This is a genomic window from Paraglaciecola sp. G1-13 (assembly GCF_055809255.1).
The window spans coordinates 1,729,121-1,746,668 of record NZ_CM147903.1 but is presented as its reverse complement, the minus strand read 5'-3'; the positions used below and the strand labels follow the sequence as shown (position 1 = coordinate 1,746,668).

At 45.8% G+C, this 17,548-nt stretch carries 7 protein-coding genes and 1 pseudogene; 3 read left to right on the top strand and 5 right to left on the bottom strand.

What is annotated here, in order from left to right; all coding sequences use genetic code 11:
• The first annotated feature begins 54 nt into the window (after window positions 1–54).
• Window positions 55–1,093 (top strand): annotated as a pseudogene (locus AC0L6N_RS07300) (integron integrase).
• A 198-nt stretch (window positions 1,094–1,291) separates the two neighbouring features.
• Here AC0L6N_RS07300 and AC0L6N_RS07295 read toward each other — a convergent pair.
• The 5 genes from AC0L6N_RS07295 to AC0L6N_RS07275 form a co-directional block, all read right to left on the bottom strand.
• Window positions 1,292–2,872 (bottom strand): sulfatase family protein, encoded by a 1,581-nt coding sequence (locus AC0L6N_RS07295; protein WP_473480165.1) that lies wholly within the window; start codon window positions 2,870–2,872, stop codon window positions 1,292–1,294.
• A 78-nt stretch (window positions 2,873–2,950) separates the two neighbouring features.
• Window positions 2,951–4,468, bottom strand: a complete 1,518-nt coding sequence (locus AC0L6N_RS07290) for a sulfatase family protein (RefSeq protein ID WP_473480163.1) — start codon at window positions 4,466–4,468, stop codon at window positions 2,951–2,953.
• Between the two features lie 202 nt (window positions 4,469–4,670).
• Window positions 4,671–7,313, bottom strand: coding sequence for a TonB-dependent receptor (locus AC0L6N_RS07285; protein ID WP_473480162.1), 2,643 nt, complete (start codon window positions 7,311–7,313; stop codon window positions 4,671–4,673).
• A gap of 592 nt (window positions 7,314–7,905) precedes the next feature.
• A complete protein-coding gene (locus tag AC0L6N_RS07280) occupies window positions 7,906–10,341 on the bottom strand; it encodes an excinuclease ABC subunit UvrA (protein WP_473480160.1) in 2,436 nt (811 codons plus the stop codon).
• A 393-nt stretch (window positions 10,342–10,734) separates the two neighbouring features.
• Window positions 10,735–11,022 carry a DUF6172 family protein gene (locus AC0L6N_RS07275; RefSeq protein ID WP_011574657.1) on the bottom strand — a complete coding sequence of 96 codons (288 nt, stop codon included), beginning with the start codon at window positions 11,020–11,022 and terminating at the stop codon, window positions 10,735–10,737.
• Between the two features lie 462 nt (window positions 11,023–11,484).
• On the opposite strand from AC0L6N_RS07275, the gene AC0L6N_RS07270 reads away from it, so the two are divergent.
• The gene (locus AC0L6N_RS07270; protein WP_473480158.1) at window positions 11,485–13,077 is read left to right on the top strand and encodes an L-lactate permease; all 1,593 of its coding nucleotides are present in this window, start codon (window positions 11,485–11,487) and stop codon (window positions 13,075–13,077) included.
• A gap of 470 nt (window positions 13,078–13,547) precedes the next feature.
• Window positions 13,548–17,522 carry a hybrid sensor histidine kinase/response regulator transcription factor gene (locus tag AC0L6N_RS07265; protein WP_473480156.1) on the top strand — a complete coding sequence of 1,325 codons (3,975 nt, stop codon included), beginning with the start codon at window positions 13,548–13,550 and terminating at the stop codon, window positions 17,520–17,522.
• Window positions 17,523–17,548: the final 26 nt, after the last annotated feature.

The window sequence follows — 17,548 nt, the reverse complement described above, 5'->3', positions numbered from 1 at the left end:
CGGATTATTCACTACAACTGTGCAAATATACAGTTATTTAAGGAGAGTTATCTTATGCCTAAATCAATATTCTTGAATATGATAAAGGATGAAATGTACCAATTACGTTATTCAAAACGCTCTATTGAAGCTTATCTTAAGTGGATCAGTAGCTATATTCACTTTCATCAGAAAAAACACCCTAATTTAATGCACGATAAAGAGGTAGAAGCCTTCCTTTCACATTTAGTTTTAGAGTTAGATGTGGCTGCATCAACCCAAAAATCAGCGTTAAATGCCTTGGTATTTCTATATCGCGACATAATTCGTCAACCGTTAAATTTTAAGCTTAATTTTATTAAAAGTACTCGCCAACAAAAACTGCCAATCGTTCTCACGACTGATGAAGTGCGGAATTTACTCGCAGTTGTAAATGCTCAACAGAAGTTAGCGGTATCAATTTTATATGCAAGTGGCTTGCGTTTAATGGAATGTGTGAGATTGAGAGTCCAAAATATAGATTTTAATTTCAAATCCATACGGGTTTGGAATGGTAAAGGTGGTAAACATCGGATTGTTACATTAGCCGATGAGCTTACACCTAGTTTGCAACAACAGATCACTGTCGTAAAACAATATCTGGATGCAGACTTGTTAAACCCAGAATACGATGGCGTTTATCTACCTCATCGTCTAAGGCTTAAGTTTAAGAACGCCAATCGCTCGTTACCATGGCAATATGTGTTTGCTTCGCGTCAACTATCAACTGATCCCGAAAATCAATCATTAAGGCGTCATCATATTGATGGGTCTACGGTGCAAAAAGCAATACGACATGCCGCTAAAAAAGCCAACATTCCTAAAACCGTTACCCCGCACACGCTTCGCCACTCATTTAAAAAATGCGTCCTTGCATTTTTCCCTACGGGCCATCCTTCGGATGTTCAAATTTAATTCCAGACAAATTTGTGCGTCCCATCTTTTAAAATCCGGCGCTGATATTCGCACTGTGCAAGACCAGCTAGGTCACAGTGATTTGCGCACTACGCAAATATACACTCACATTTTACAGCGTGGCGGTAACTCCGTGGTTAGCCCTTTATCAAGACTATGATGCACTTTTAAAAAGGCCCGTAAAAAGAACCGACAACCGATCCTTTTTGACGTGCCTGAAAACGTAACGAGTTATAGGAAGGCCTATGTAAAATCCTGTATAAAGGCATAAGCAAAAGATGACTTAGCACTTTATGCAATGTATTAAAAAGTGCCTGTAACGACCGTCCCCTAATTGTTAGTTGTTGTTTGCTATTTGTTATTTGCTATATCTGAAGCCTTTTTCGATAAGTTGTTGGATCTTTTGATCCATGGCGTTCACTAGCGCTGGATAATCCTCGGCACGGTTCGTTTGCTCACCAACATCATCCGTCAGGTCAAATAGCTGTGGCCTTAACGCAAAGCCCATTTCTATGTCTTTATTACCGAGCCAATTTGGTAACCCTTTTTCTTTACTGATTGCTTTGATGTATTTCCAATTATGCTTACGCAGACCTAACGTCCCAACGGCTTCTTCTAATAAGTAGGTGCGCGCATTGTTGGTTTTGCCTAAAAATGCATGCATTACATCAAGGCTGTCAATAGCTTCTGTTTTTGCCAAAGGCTGCTTTACTAAACCTGCCAGTGAAGCATAAATATCGACTTGAGAGATAAGCGCGCTGCTACGTGTATGAGCGGTGTTACCCGGCCAATATACAATCATAGGGACGCGCGTCCCTCCTTCAAAGACACTGTATTTACCGCCGCGAAAAGGGCCAGCAGGCAAATGTTCGCCTAGCATTTCGGCGGCCATATCATCGTAGCCATCGTCTAATACCGGTCCGTTATCACTGGTAAATATCACTAAGGTGTTATCGGCTACACCTTGAGTGGTTAGCGCTTGCATAACTCTGCCGACAACCCAATCCATTTGTGCAATCGCATCACCTCTTGGCCCCATGGTACTTTTACCTTTGAAACGTTCGTTAGGTAACCGGGGCACGTGTATATCCTGAAAGGAGAAGAACAAGAAGAACGGGTCTTTCTTGCTTCTTTCGATAAATTCGACCGCTTTTTGCGAAAACACGTCGGGAAACTCTTCATCTACCCACAAGGCCTTTTCTCCGCCACTCATGCTGCCGATGCGGCTTATCCCATTTACGATCGTTTGGCTGTGCTGTAGGTCTGCTTTCATGCGCAGCAACTCTGGGTTGTCAACGCCGGTAGGCCTATCTCCTACTTTGTGATCGTAACTGACTTCAATAGGGTCACTGCTTTCTAAGTTGACCACTTCATGACCTTCTAAATACACAGTGGGTACCCTGTCGCCGGTTGCTGGCAACAAAAAGCTGTAATCAAATCCAATCTCTAATGGCCCTGGTTTAACGTCTTGGTTCCAATCAACTGAGCCTTCGCCTAAACCTAGATGCCATTTTCCTATCACACCCGTGGTGTAACCGGCTTTTTGCAACATGCTTGGCAAAGTCGCTTTGCCCGGTCGAATTAGTGCGGGGGCATCGCCAGGTAAAATAGCGGCGTTTTGCCGAAATCCGTGTTCACCGGTGAGCAGGGAGTAGCGCGAAGGCGTGCACGTTGATGCAGTGCTGTGGGCGTCAGTAAAATTAACGCCTTTGCTCGCTAGCGCATCTAGATTAGGTGTGTCTACCCCTATCGCACCATTTGGAGAAATATCCCCATAACCTAGATCATCTACGTAAAAAATAACTACATTGGGCTTTTGAGATGCCTGCTGTTTCAGTAAAGGTTGTTCTACTGCGCACGCTGAGGCCACAGCTGATAAGGCAGTAACGCCCATGATCAAGGGTAAATAGCGTGACATCGTTGTTCTGTTAAACATCATTTTGAATTTGCTCCTAAATAGTGAATGAACTCTTGAACTCTTGATCTCTTAAACTTTTACAGCAATTAACCAACGACTTTACTGGTAGTGCCATTTAGCGATCCAAGGATCCTGAGTCTCTTGTTGAAATATTTTAAGCTGGTGTATGAGTTCATGTTTTACACGACTGAACTGGGGTAAGTCAGCGAGATTATGCTGCTCTTGAGGGTCGTTTTGCATATCAAACAACTCAAACTCAGGGCGATGTAAAAAGTCCTCGATCTGGCGACCCGCATATTGAGTGTTTCCGCGGCGACGCACATCTTGCCAGATTAAGGACTGCTGCAAGTCCGCAGCAAAGGGGTAACTTAGCTCATGGGCAATATTCCAAATCAACTTATATTGCTTGGTTCTAACCATGCGCATGGGGTAATACATCATCACTTCGTGCATGGTGTGAGAGGCATATACATGTTCCCAGCCTTTAGGCTGTTCGTTTTCTAAAATTGCTTTGAATGATTTGCCCTGAACAGTGGTCGGCATTGGTTTAACGTTTGCGTAATCTAAAATAGTCGGGGTTAAATCAAGCCAAGAGACCAACTGATGGTGACGGGTACAGTTTTGAATGTTTTTTGTACAGGAAACAGCGTTATTTTTCTGCGCTGGCGCTTTGACAATTAACGGCAGATGAATACCTGCATCGTACAAATTGGTTTTCGCACCAGGAAAGGCAATGCCATTATCTGACAAATACAAAATTAACGTGTTGTCGTATTTACCCTGTGCTTTGAGTATTTCAACCAGCTTGCCTACACCTTGGTCAAGACGAGAGATAGCCTGATAGTATTGAGCTATTTCTTTTCGTGCAGCGGGTGTGTCGGGTAAGTACGGTGGCACCAACACGTCATCAGGCTGATACACGACCTCTTCGATGCCCGGGTACCCCTGTTCACGGTTACCAAATCGGTTTGGCTCGGGATAGGTCTCAAACGGGTAACCTCGATGCGGGTCGTCACTGGCAAAATACAAAAAGAACGGCGCGCTGTCGCGACGGATAAATGCTTCGCTTTTTTGAGCCATTTCAACTGGGCTGCGTGCGATTGAGGTCATATCATTGGCTGCGCCTTCTGATAACACGTCATCAAATTTAAATACGCTGTTTGGCCCTAAGTGATATTTACCTATTCTGGCCGTTCGATAGCCGTTTTTACTGAGCATGACCGGCAATGATTGCACGTCATCAAAACTACTGAAATGGTGCTGCTTATGCTGCAAGCCATACATCCCATTGGTGTGATTATGTTGACCGGTTAAAATAACTGAGCGACTAGGGCTACAACTTGACACAGTGGCAAACGCATTCACAAACCGAGCGCCCTCTCTTGCCAGCGCATCGATATTTGGGGTTTGGATCACGTTATTGCCGTATGCCCCTATGGCATCTAACCCGTGATCATCTGCCACAATCATTACCACATTTGGCCTGTTAACTAGGTTATTCTTACTTTGCTCGCTTTGTGCAGCAACGTTTGCTGCACAAAGCACCAAGGTAATGATGCACAGAATATGCGCTTTAATGCATTTCACGATAAACAACCCTACTGATTTGCGTGACACATCCACTACCCGCCGTGTTAACGCCGAGCGAAGGAGAATAAAACAACAGAGCAAGCATACTGCTAATCCCCCTGTTCTTTTTCTTACGCGAAAGATACAACCAACACACTTAGCTATTGCTGACTCATGCGCTGCTGAGGCATCCATCGCTTAAAAACGACCTCTAAGGTCAGCCCAGCGGTTTGCCATACAGCTAGGTGGATCAGAAAGTATACGACACACCGACCAACACTTGTCTTTCAGTGGCGATCCAATGATATGGGTCATACTTATCCCCTGCGCGATATTCGAAATGGTCGCGTCTGAGCAGGTTTAAAGCATCCAAAGTGAATCGGAAGCTCTCAGAAACGTTGTAGGCCAGCGATAAATCGAGTTGGCCAAATCCTTCTTGGGCGACTTCTGTGGTCACTAAAAAGTCTGAACGGTAGTTATATGACAAACGGCCTGAAACTAAATCATCTTCGTAAATGGCGACCAAGTTGTAACTGTTGTCTGATAGGCCCTCTAGTGAAATATTAGGCAGTAATGGATTCGGCGAGGGCACATCTGAGTCCACGTAGGTGTAATTCGCCTGTACGCCTAAACCATCAAATGGTGCGGGTAAAAAATCAAAGAACTGTTGGTAAGCAAGCTCTAAACCACGCACTGTGCCAGAACCGCCATTGCTTTTACGCAGGATAACAAAGTCATTGCCACCAATGGTTTCTTGGCTTTCAGAGGTTTGTAAGAAGCCGTCAATGTCTTTGTAGAAAATAGCAGATGACGCCATACCACCACTGGCAAAGTAGTACTCAAGGCTTAAATCTAAATTGGTTGCGGTGAATGGGTCTAAATCTGGGTTACCACCGGTGCCGCGACCTTGCTCAAAGTTGAGGTTTAACGACGGGGCCAAATCTCCAAAATGAGGGCGCGAGAATGTTTTCGAACCCGCTAAGCGAAGCAGCAGCTCATCGTTCAATTCAACTTTCAAATTGAACGAGGGCAAGAATTCACTGTAATTCTTTTCACTTTTTGTGCCTTGGTAAATAGGCGCTCCACTTTCGTCTGCATTTCCGGTATCAAAAAAATAATCCGCTGTCGTGTCCGTTTGCACGTAGCGCCCGCCGATATCGCCACTTATGAAATACCCTCCCACTTCGGTTTCAAGGTTGGCTTTTATATATAGGGCGGTCACATCTTCTTCATATTCAAATGAATCTCTGGGGTTTTCAGTTTCTGATTGCCCTGTGAAGCCATAAAATTCACGAATTTCATCGTTGCGAGACAACAAGTAATTAGGATTAACGCCAACATAATCATTGGGGAAATTGCCACCGTCATACTCGTCCATAAAATCGTCCCACGCACTGGGCTCGACTAAATTAAGCGGGTCGTCACTGCCATAGGTCGCGCCCGAGGCATCAAATATATGGTTGTTTTGAATATTTTTAGTGGTGCCTAAACTGGCGAAGCGCAAACCCGCTTCGATGGAACGTACCATTCCTTCGTCAAATGCGTAATCAATATCCAGCTTGGCCGCAGATTCATCTGCTTGTAACTGGCGGCTTTCATGACGCCATTGAACGATATCGAAATTACCCTCATCTGTTACGTCAAAAGTACCAAAGTCCACCGAGGGTGGCTGATTTGGTATCCCGCTGTTATTTATTGTAACAGGCAAGGCGTCCCAGCTGTCACGAATACGGGTATTGTGGAAGTTGGTGTCGTTGTCGGTATCAACGTAACTCACCTCCCCTTCGATACTCCACGGCCCAGCAACTGTTTCAAAGCCCAGCGCTAAATCGTATGTCGTGGTGTACCTGTCATCAATCATGCTCAGAACATCAAAGTTCATGTCGCTCAAGGTAACCGACCTAGGGTAAACGTTGTTTTCATCTATATTAGAAAAATCAGCGTCAACGGTATTTGCACCATCAAAACCCCACACGAACTCTTGGCGCAACTGCGTTGTGGAATAATCGGTGTAACCAGAGTCAAAATAGAATTTGGTATCGCTGTTTAGAGAGACATCAATGCCTAAAGAGTAAACCGTACGCTCCCTATCCCCCCATGCCGGGGATGAGTTGAGAGAAGCACTGGTTTTGGCACCATCAGGTGCAGTGCCACCTGCAAAATCGCCCACGATGGACGTGGCACTAGAGTTACGCACTAGGTCTTCACGGTATTCTCGCTCTAAGTAAGAAACACCAAAGATAACCCCTATCTCACCGCCATTGTTGCCGTAATCCCAAATATTGCCAGCCACTAAAGAACCGCGTGGTGACCATTCTTTGGATAAATCACCATAGTGCTCTTTCACACTACCGGCTATTGTAGGGCCGCTTAAGCTTAAAGCATCGGTGCGCTCAATATCGACCACTCCCCCAATGCCGCCCTCTAATATGTCAGCTGAAACTGATTTATATACCACCACGGAGCCAACCAATTCTGCGGGAATATCTTCAAAGCTAGCAAAGCGGTTGATACTGACACCGGAGGCACCGCCAAAATAGTTTCGCCCGTTTAACAAGGTTGCGACTTCGTCTAAGCCACGAATAGACACACCAGATGCTTCACCCCGAGAGCGCGATATTTGAATCCCTGGAATACGTTGCAACGATTCAGCGACATTTAAATCCGGAAACTTACCAATATCCTCCGCTGAAATAACGTCTGCTACCTGTCCGGACTCTTGTTTGCGCGCCACTGAGCTGGCAATACTCGAACGTATGCCTACCACTGAAATTTGCTCGATATCTTCATCGGCACCTGTGTCAGTCGGACTTTCTTGGGCCCATAATTGACCAGTGCTGATAATCATAGCGATGGATGATGCTAGAAGGGTGTGTTTTGTTGTGGCTCTCATTTCGTTCTCCATGAATTCAATTCTTATGTATTCGTTATTCGATCTGTTCTATGAGCTTATCTTTGCCAGGTCTCTACATTCCCACCAACTTCAGCAATTACCCATTTCAAACTTGTAAATAAATTAGCATGTGATTAACAAGATAACAACACTCTAAATGAAAACAGTTTCCTTAATGTAAGAAAACAAATAATTCAAGCAACCCTGTAATTACATGGCTATAGCAGATTGAAATATAAGTAAAACCTCATAAACTCTGTATCACAGAGAATGAAATCGCCACTAATGATAACGGTTTACCCTAAAATGACACGACAGAGGGAAACGTTGCAGTGGATGAAAAAAGGACGGGTTATATGCAGAAAAAGCCCATAGTCGCAGCAGGGGCATGAGAAGCTTTTGTATATGGCGGATATAGAGGACAAGGACCCGGATAGGTGAACAAGAGGAAGAACAGGTGGAAGAACAAGGAGGTGAACAGGCAGGTAAACAAGCAGGTAAACATCCGTGTTTGGCACTGGCAAAAGAGGTACTGGTGCAACGCGTAGCCTGTTATGGCAACTTGTTTAACCAGTACTACAAACCCGAAACGTTAGACAAACATAAAGGGCGCGGTTCGACTTTGCTTATTGATTGCGACATGTTTCGGTTCGCCTTGGGCGACCACTGCCCCGCCCTTATCACCGGCTTCTGGGCCAATATCAATGACCCAATCACTGCTACTGGCGACACGCATATCGTGCTCAACCATGATCACCGTGTTGCCGGCATCCACCAGTCCGTTTAATTGCGACATCAACATAGCAACGTCTTTTGGATGTAAGCCTGTGGTGGGCTCATCTAACACGTACAGCGTGTCACCTTTTTGTACTCGCTGTAACTCAGTGGCTAGCTTGATACGCTGAGCTTCACCGCCTGATAGCTCCGTGGCAGGTTGGCCAAGGCGTAAGTACCCCAGCCCTACTTTGAGTAACGCATCTAATGCTCGAAGCACGGGCGGCTGACCCGCAAAAAATGTGTGGGCTGCCTCGACCGTCAAATCCAGCACATCAGCAATGTTTTTGTCGCGATACGTAATTTCTAAGGTTTTGTCGTTATAGCGTCGACCTTGGCAGACCGGGCAAGGTGAATAAACACTAGGTAAGAAGAGCAACTCAACACTCACAAACCCCACCCCGTCGCAATTACTGCAGCGGCCTTTGGTGACATTGAACGAAAAGCGACCTGCGTCGTAACGTCTTTTTTTCGACTCATCGGTGTTGGCAAACAAGGTACGGACGTGATCAAATAACCCAGTGTAAGTCGCTAAATTGGAGCGCGGTGTTCTGCCTATGGGCTTTTGATCCACCGTTATTAAGCGTTTCACATGCGCTAGGCCGTCAACAATGTGCCCACCTGTGCTTGTCTGGGTTTCTTGTTCTAGCAAATCAGCTTCATCAGTTGGCACATCAACGGCTTTCTTTACGCCTAAGGCCTCATTCACCAGCTCAACCAATGCTTGACTGACTAAACTTGATTTGCCCGAGCCAGACACCCCCGTCACTGTTGTCATCACGCCTAAAGGAAACGACACGTCGATGCCTTGCAAATTATTTCGCTCGATTGAAGCAAGCTTTAACCACGCCTTTGCCTCGCGTGGTGTACGCTCCTCACCCACTGACTGTTCGAACAAATGCGTAGCCGTATGCGAGCGTGAATTACCTTCGAGTCCTTCAACTGGGCCATTATAAATAATGTCGCCGCCATGCGTCCCTGCATCCGGCCCTACATCGACTATCCAATCAGCATGGCGAATAACACTCACATCATGCTCGACCATAAACACTGAATTACCCGCCGTAATCAATTCATCAAGAGCCGCCAATAGCGCCTTTTTATCGGCTGGATGCAGTCCAGCGGATGGCTCATCTAGTACATAAACCACACCAAATAGCTGGGAGCGGATTTGTGTTGCCAGGCGCAAACGCTGCAATTCCCCCGGCGAAAGTGTAGTAGTGCTTCGCTCCAGTGATAAATAGCCAAGACCAAGATGCGTTAGAGCCTCAACTCTCGCTAAAATGTCACTGGCTAAGCGCTGAGCCACGATGATTTTTTCTCTGTCCTGTAATTCATCACTGGGTTTGGTACTCGCTGTTGCCCGTAATCTTTCGGCTAAGTCCGTTAAGGTTAATTGCGATAACTGTCCAATATCCAAACCCGTAAAGGTGACCGATAATGACGCCCGCTTGAGCTTCTTACCTTCACACTCGGGGCACTGTGAAATCTGCATAAACTGCGATACGCGCTTTTTCGTACGCGTACTTTGCGTCGTGGCAAAAGAGTGCAAAACAAAGCGCTGGGCGCTGGTGAACGTGCCCATATAGCTGGGCGCTTCGCCATTTTCAATGGCGGCTTGAGTCTGGGCTAAATTGTACTCAGGATAGACTGGCACTGTGGGGGTCTCATCGGTAAATAAAATCCACTGCCTGGCTTTTTTAGGCAAGTCCCGCCATGGGGTATCGATGTCGTAGCCAAGAGAGACCAGAATTCGGCTTAAATTGGCCCCTTGCCATGCAGGAGGCCACGCGGCAATTGCTTTGTCTCGTATGGTTTTACTGTCGTCAGGTACCAATAGTGCTTCGGTCACATCGAAAACACGCCCGATGCCATGGCATTTGGGGCAAGCCCCTTGGGCGGTATTTGGCGAAAATGAGTCAGCGTATAAAATAGATTGACCAACGGGGTAATCACCAGCGCGAGAATAAAGCATTCGTAGGCCATTTGAGATGGTGGTAACACTGCCAACGGAAGAACGCACTGAAGGTGTGCCTCTTTGCTGCTGCAGGGCAACAGCGGGCGGCAAGCCATCAATAGCGTCAACATCAGGCTCTTCTACCTGATCAATTAGTCTTCGTGCATACGGTGAAACCGAGTCTAGGTAACGTCGTTGAGATTCAGCAAACAATGTACCAAATGCCAGCGAGGATTTACCTGAGCCTGAAATGCCGGTAAACACCACCAAGGCGTTACGTGGTATATCAAGACTCACATTCTTTAGGTTGTGTACGCGCGCACCACGCACCCCAATACAGTGCTCTGGTCGGCTGAGTATATGGCTGGCTTTGTCTTGAGGGATGATTAACTCTCCTTTGAATCAGAAAATACTTGTGGTTTTAGTACATGACTCGCTGAAAAAAGTTCACAACAATGCTTTATAAAAAACACTGTAAAACTCAGGATAAAGCCCTTAAGAAATGGAGAGAAATGGTTTTGTGTTTGCAGATAAGCCACATGCATATCAGGGGTTCATGGCGTGCTCAATGCACTGCATTGCTTGTTCTACCGTGGAACCCGCTGACATCAGCGCCCCCTAAGCAGATTAAACCCAGTAGAGCATTGCTTTAGGGATTTACACCAAAGGGAATGCCCCCTAGATAGGCATTTACTCAGTTAATTTTTTAACACCGGGCTTGGCAAGAATTTCCAAGTAAAAAGAGGCAAGTTCGTTTTTTTCGGCTTCATCAATATGTTGGTTAATCGAACCAAGATGGATGACTTGTGCATTGGCCTCATCCACGCCAAAACGACAGTCAAAATCCCAGTAATCAGCGCCCTCTGGAAGTGACTTTTTTCTCTCTCGTCTAAGGTATTTCTTTACTTCAAACTTAATTGCTTCAACTAATCTTGGCAGTTTGATTTTCGGATGAGACAGAACGAAGGTTTTTTTCATGGTAATTACTCGTATTAGCCAAATTCATATATGGCATTCAATAGAAAGGTATGGTGTTGCGTTTGGGCTTGTAGAGGCCAGTACGCTAGCAAAGGTAGGTTAATCTTTATCCAATTAAACAAGCTTGTTTAAATAAGAAAAGTGTCACCAATGGATGTTTTCATGATAAAGATTATACAAGAACTGATGTTCAATAGATGTACCTATTCAAAATTAATCCTGTTTCGTATTTGCTAACGTCATTGCGCAATGGCGCGAATAAAACCGTGATCCCCTTTTAAGTGCACGATTGCTAACAACCAGCTAAGAAAATGTCACTTCAGGGCCTTTACTTACCCAATTCAACACTGCTAACGATGTACATAAGACGGCTTTCATTCACCGCCATAATAGTCTTTGACATAAGGCTTAAAGCGCCATAACAATACCCGATAAAGGAATCACTCGTTTCAAAGGCCATCTATGCTGTTACTCATAAGTGCGTATTTACCCGTTGCTGTTCTTATCTACTTGATGACGAAAAAACACAGTGTAGCGGCCAGCAAAGCATTGCCTTTGAGTGCATTAATTGCCTACCTGTTAGTTGTGTTTGTATTTGATTTTGAGCTGCGGCTAGTGAATGCCTCGGTCATCAACGGTTTGTTGTTGGCGCTTACCCCTATCATGATTATCGCCGGGGCAATTTTTCTGTTTCGGTGCATGGAGGTTACCGGTGCGTTAGGCATCATCCGTAGTTGGCTAAATCACATCAGCAGTAATGCAATCGCCCAGCTTATGGTCGTAGGTTGGGCTTTCGCCTTTTTGATTGAAGGCGCAAGCGGGTTTGGCACTCCTGCGGCTATCGCCGCGCCAATACTCGTCGGATTGGGCTTCCCTGCCCTTAGGGTCGCCATTGCCTGTCTTATTTTCAATACCATACCAGTTACGTTTGGCGCCGTGGGGACACCTATTTGGTTTGGCTTAGCCTTAACCGAACTCCCCCCTGTGTTACTGCAAGATGTTGCTTGGAAGTCGGCGGCTATTAATACGGTTGCAGCCCCCTTTATCGTCATGGCGGCACTGGCGTTAGTGGTCGAGAAAAAAAGCCAGCTTAAGCAAAACTGGCTATTTATTGTGTTATCAACCTTCTCTTGTACCCTACCGTATTTAATATTGAGCCGCATATCGGTGGAGTTCCCCTCCCTAGTGGGCGGCTTTATCGGCCTAATACTTACCTTGTTATTGGCCAAGTATAATATTGGCCTACAACAGCGCCAAAATGATCGCCAATCTTCGGCGCAAGCATCGGTACAGGTATCAATGCCCACGCTGTTAAAAGCCAGCTTTGCGCTGTGGGGTACAATATTGCTATTGGTCGTGACACGTATCCCTGAGCTGGGCATCAAGAGCTTACTGCAACTCACATCACCCGCATGGGTGAGCAGCGCTGGGCCCTTGGGCGACATCAGTATCAGTGCATCACTGGTTATTAAACTCGAACGCATACTGCAAACGCCCATAAACTGGCAGCACAACACCTTGTATGTGCCCTCCTTTTTACCATTCGTATTAATGGGTTGTTTAACGCTGTGGTTGTTTAAGAGTGGCTCATTCGCAAACGTGGTGAGTCACACTAAAAACAGTATGAAAAAACCAGTGATTGCGCTTTTTGGCGCCTTAGTCTTTGTCAACATGATGATGCTCACTGAAGAATATTCTGCGGTGAGTTTAATTGGTCAACATTTAGCAGGCATTAGTGGCCAGTACTGGGGGTTCTTCGCCCCATTTCTTGGTGCATTGGGCTCTTTCTTTTCGGGTTCAGCCACCATATCAAACCTCACATTTGCCGGTATTCAGCAGACCATTGCCAGCGATTTACAGTTGAATGTCACAACGATTTTGGCTTTACAATCGGTAGGCGCCGCCATGGGGAACATGGTTTGTATCAACAACATAGTGGCAGTGACGTCTATTCTCGCGCTACAAAATAGTGAGGGCTACATTCTCAAACGCAGCATGCTGGTATTACTACTCTACGGTTTAATTGCTGGGAGCATGGGGATGGTTTTCGCTTAGTGGCGTTTGGTTTTGGTTTGTTTTTCATGCGCGCACGCGCCCCACGTAAAGGTGGCTCGCGTAAGCGAGCTTTGGGCTACTGTTCTGTTATTTCGTGTCATTGTTAGCCAGCGCACGCGCTAATCTAGTCTCTATTTTTAGGGCCTGCGTCGCGTGCACAATGTCGGCGTTAACGATGAGATTCAAATAGGCTAAATATTCTTTATATTCTGCGTTAAGCGATAGGATCCACTGTTAACAAATCGATCACATACCCTTACTACATGTTTCAGCCGACACACTGCCCTCTAGCGACCGTAAAATCACCAAAAGAAGCATAAAATCTAGGCGCTGAATACCTCTGAGAATTTGCTTAAAAAGTGTGCATACAATAGTCTACGTTTCACATAACCACTTGATACTTAAGATTTTATATATTCATGAATTGGGTCAAACGTGTTGTTTTCCTTACCTGTGGTTGCGTGTTTCTTATGCATGGCGTCCATGGTCAACAATATAGTGAGGTGGGTTTACCCATCAGCAAAGTGTTTGGCTTACAAGAGCACAATGGTAGTGATCAGAACTGGTGGTTAAGTCAAAGTGAAAATGGGTTTATTTACGTAGGTTCAGGTACCGGCATCACTCAATTTGATGGTGAACGGTGGCGTAAATATGTCACACCGAACAGTACACGTGTGCGCGCGTTAGCCCATTGGCAAAATAACCATATTTACGCGGGCACAATCGATGATTTGGGGGTTTATCAACCCGATGATTCTGGGCAATTGATTTTTCGGTCTTTGATAGCTGACTGGCCTACTGAAACCCGTCAATTTGGTGAAATCTGGTCCGTGGCGGCCAGTGAAGAAGGCGTTGCATATGTCAGTAACAAGCAAGTTTACTTTTGGGATGGAACACAGATGCATACCGTCCCTGGCGCAATAGGCGGTAAGCATCGCATATTTTCCGTCGGTAAGGGGTTTGTATATAAAACGAAAGACAGCAGCACAATACACAAGCTCAGCATTACCAACACAGATAGCACAACCACGTTTTTAGTCACCTCAACCCCTTTAGCTCTTCCTAAAGACGCTTATGTACGTAAAATATTCACCAACCGTCAAAATGAGATGACAATCATTACTGCACAGCACGGTATTTTCGTTGAGCGAAACAACGCTTTGCAGCGCGTATTGGCACCTCATGCGTTGCCCCCAAAGACCCATCTTTATAATGCTATTCAGGCCAGCGACGGTCTTTACTACCTCGTCTCTTTGTACAACGGCCTCTTAATCATGAATGAATCGTTTGAACTCGTCAGGCGCTATCAAAGCGAACACCACATCCACATGAGCACGCTGTATTCAGTGCTTGAAGATCACCAGGGTAATATTTGGTTATCCGGTATTCCTGGTCTGGTCAAAATGCTGCCGCCTCAGCGAGTCAGTGAGTTTCCTATTGGTGATAACTCCACCATCATAGATAAGCTCAGTCACATCAATGGGCATGTAGTTGCCGCAGGAGACGGTCTGTTTCAGCTAAACGCGTCACAATCTGTAACGAGTCCCCCTGCGTTTGAGGCAATCATTGCGTCGAAAAATATCAATTTTGATGTCATCGAATACCATGATTTCTTACTCTTTGCCGGTGAAGGCGGCGTTTATGCGCGAGCGCTGGGCGATCCTCAAGGCGAATTGACTAATATATTACGCTCCAGCTGGGCCCGTTCTATTAAGGTCGATCCTGTTACTCAAACCCTTTTTGTTTCCACGTATGACGGGTTGTTCCATATCGAGCACGCGCAAGGGAATTGGAATAGTACCTTTATCGAAGGCACAGCGGACGAACTTGAATTTGTCGCAATTGAAGATGAAGGCGTCGTTTGGGCAGGCACCGCCAGTCAAGAGCTTTACCGGATCGAGAACGCACAGTTCTCCTCGCACTCGTTGAATCCACAACACACTTTGAGTGTACAAAAATTTACCGCGGCCGATGGCTTAGGGCCGGGTAATGTTATGCCATTTACGTTATCTTCTGGGGTGGTTATGGGCACCAGTAACGGCATGATGGACTATCAAGCAAACCGCACTCCCGCCCTTCAATACGTTAAGGGCTACCCCGCAATATTCACCACAGAGCAACAGGACATATTTCGGCTCTATGAGGATGCAAATGACAGGATCTGGTTTCGTATAGGCCAACACACGGGCTACATTAAAAAAGACCAGAGCGGACAATGGCAAGTATTCGATGCCATGTTCAAGCCGTTTTCAAGCGTTGGGTTTAACGATTTTTTAACCACAGATGAAAACACCCTGTGGTTTGCGCAAAAATCTGGGCAGCTCTACAAAGCCAACATCAAACATTTTGAGACTGCACCCCAGCGTGCAAATCTTCATGTTCACCAAGTCAGTAATGTCGATAACAATACTGTTATTTACGGCAATATCACCAGCGAAAATGACATGCCTGAGTTAGATCAAACTAATAACTCTGTGCGCATGCACTTTGCGCTTAGTGATAGCCATATTTTACGCCCCACACGTTACCGGCACCGCCTGTTAGGCAGCAGCCACGATGCATGGAGCGATTGGAGCCATGAACACCGAAAAGACTTTACCCTGCTACCCGGCGGCGACTTTATATTTCAACTTGAAGCACAAGATGCCTGGGCCAGAGAGTACAAAACCGAGCTTCCCTTTGCCGTAAAACCTGTGTGGTATCTCAGCACCCTCGCCTGGTTTGCGTATCTGCTTATACTCCTCACATTACTGACCCTCAGTGGTTGGCTTACTCAGCGCTGGCGCACAGGGAAACTACGAGAGCACAATGCCCTGTTAGAAAAAACTGTTGCAGATAGAACGTTAGAAATCAGTCACAAAGTGCAAGAACTTGAACAACAACAAGTGCTTAAAGAGCGTTTTTTCAACAATGTTTCACATGAATTTCGCACACCGCTCACACTGACCATTGCGCCGTTACAAGATGTGCTCAATGACCACCCCGCCCTTGACAGCAGCTTGGCATTACCCGTTAAAACCGCGCTTAGAAACGCAAAAAACATGCTGCAATTGGTAGGCAACATTTTGGACATCAACCGCTTGAATATCGGCCAATTTCCCCTGCGCGTAGCCCAATACAATGTCGTTGACCTCGTGCATCGCGTTACGACAAGATTCGAGGGGTTAGCGAAACAACAGCAGCAAACTATCTCACTGCACAATATTGCCGATCCTATTAGTCTGTATTTCGACTTGGACCAACTCGATAAATGCATGACAAATTTGTTATCAAACGCACTGAAATACAGTGGTCGTGATAGTGAAATTGACATCACGCTGATTAATACCGAAACACACGTAGGTATTGAGGTGCGCGATAATGGCCCGGGCATCGATCCCGCCCAACAGAACAACGTGTTCGAACGTTATTTTCAAGGAGAGTCATCAGAGCATATAACTCAGCCCGGCACAGGAATAGGGTTAGCGCTAATTAAAGAGCTGATTGAGCTGCATCATGGCACCGTCGAGTTACAAAGCGAAAAGGGTCAAGGTTGTCGTTTTACCCTATGGCTGCAACGCGGTCAGCAACATTTTTCATCAGTCCAATTAGCCGAGTCGATTTCTTATCCGTCTGAACCTTGTCCACCTCAAGCCAATGTTACTCACGTTTTACCCGATAAACTCATCAAAGATGAAACCTGGAGCGATACAGAGCAGCACGATATCACCACAGTATTGGTGATAGATGATAATGCCGAACTGCGGCAATTCATCGCGCTTCGCCTATCCGGCTATTATCGTATTACGCAGGCAGAAAATGGTGAAGAAGGCTTAGCTAAAGCGATATCAGTCCTGCCTGATGTAATCATCTGTGATGTGATGATGCCTAAAATGGATGGCTTAACGCTTATGCATCACCTGAGGGGCAACCAACACACCCGTAGCATCCCCGTTATTCTTCTCAGTGCAAAATCTGCCAAGCGCGATACCGTTGAAGGATTGCAACGTGGGGCGGACGATTACTTGACTAAACCGTTTGACACCTCTGAGCTAGTAGCTCGCGTCGACGCCCAATTAAGAGGCAGAAAATTAATTCGTGAAAAGCTGGAAGCTGAATTTGCTAGTGCCGATTTACCGGCTAATGACAGTCCTAATTTTACCGATAAACTGCGTTCGAACATCATTCAACATTTAACCGATCCAGAATTTACCGTCGATCAACTCGCTGAGTCGTTAGCCATGAGTCGACGCTCTTTAAGCCGAAAATGCCAGTCTGAGTGTCAGCAAACGATTGTTCAATTTATGACAGAAGTACGCATGCAAAGCGCACTCAAACTATTGAATGAAAATAAACTCAGTGTCAGTGAAATTGCCTACGGCACGGGATACGAAAGTTTGTCTTACTTCTCTCGTACTTTTAAAAAGTTCTACGGAAAAGCTCCCTCTACCATCAGTCAGTCATAATCTGCGGGGTATCCCACAAGCCCATC

Coding starts and splice junctions, on each gene's coding strand:
- AC0L6N_RS07270 (WP_473480158.1), top strand. CDS start 11,485: ATGCTGTTACTCATAAGTGCGTATTTACCCGTTGCTGTTCTTATCTAC.
- AC0L6N_RS07275 (WP_011574657.1), bottom strand. CDS start 11,022: ATGAAAAAAACCTTCGTTCTGTCTCATCCGAAAATCAAACTGCCAAGA.
- AC0L6N_RS07295 (WP_473480165.1), bottom strand. CDS start 2,872: ATGATGTTTAACAGAACAACGATGTCACGCTATTTACCCTTGATCATG.
- AC0L6N_RS07265 (WP_473480156.1), top strand. CDS start 13,548: ATGCATGGCGTCCATGGTCAACAATATAGTGAGGTGGGTTTACCCATC.
- AC0L6N_RS07285 (WP_473480162.1), bottom strand. CDS start 7,313: ATGAGAGCCACAACAAAACACACCCTTCTAGCATCATCCATCGCTATG.